This is a genomic window from Frateuria defendens, assembly GCF_001182895.1.
GTDB lineage: Bacteria > Pseudomonadota > Gammaproteobacteria > Xanthomonadales > Rhodanobacteraceae > Frateuria_B > Frateuria_B defendens.
Genome location: NZ_LFQR01000167.1, coordinates 1 through 616, shown reverse-complemented (window position 1 = coordinate 616; position 616 = coordinate 1). Strand labels below are relative to the sequence as shown.

1 protein-coding gene is annotated in these 616 nt (G+C 60.1%); it reads right to left on the bottom strand.

What is annotated here, in order from left to right; all coding sequences use genetic code 11:
* Positions 1-540 (bottom strand): IS5 family transposase (locus tag ACH65_RS17375; protein ID WP_049623896.1); only part of this gene is annotated, 540 nt, incomplete at its 3' end.
* Positions 541-616: the final 76 nt, after the last annotated feature.

Below are 616 nucleotides of genomic sequence, written 5' to 3'. Positions count from 1 at the left end.
TGCCTTCATCCCGAAGTACCACTGCTGGCCCTTCTTCGTCTGATGCATCTCCGGATCACGCTGTTTGTTCGCATTCTTCGTCGAGGACGGCGCCTGGATGATCGTAGCGTCCACGATCGTTCCCTGGCGCAGCAGCAAGCCCTTGCCGCTCAAGTGCGCATTGACCGTTTCGAGCATCTTCGCCGCCAGGCCGTGCTGCTCCAGGAAGCGACGGAACTTCAGGATCGTCGTCTCGTCCGGGATCGCATCCTCGTTCAACTCCAACCCCGCGAACCGCCGCATCGACTCGATCTCGTACAGCGCATCCTCCATCGCCGGGTCACTCAGCGCGTACCACTGCTGCATGAAGTGGATGCGCAGCATCACCGACGGCGGCATCGGCGGGCGGCCACGGCGGCCGGCGCTGGGATAGCTCGGTTCGATCAGTGCCAGCAGATCAGTCCATGGCACAACCTGCTCCATCTCACCAAGGAATTTTTCCCGGCGGGTTGGCTTCTTCTTGGCATCGAAACTCAACGACGCGAACGAACGCTGCTTCATCGGGATGTGCTTCCTGGGACTCGTCGCTATGATGCCCCAGATGGGGAATAGATCAGAGAGCGGTTTGAATAACCCA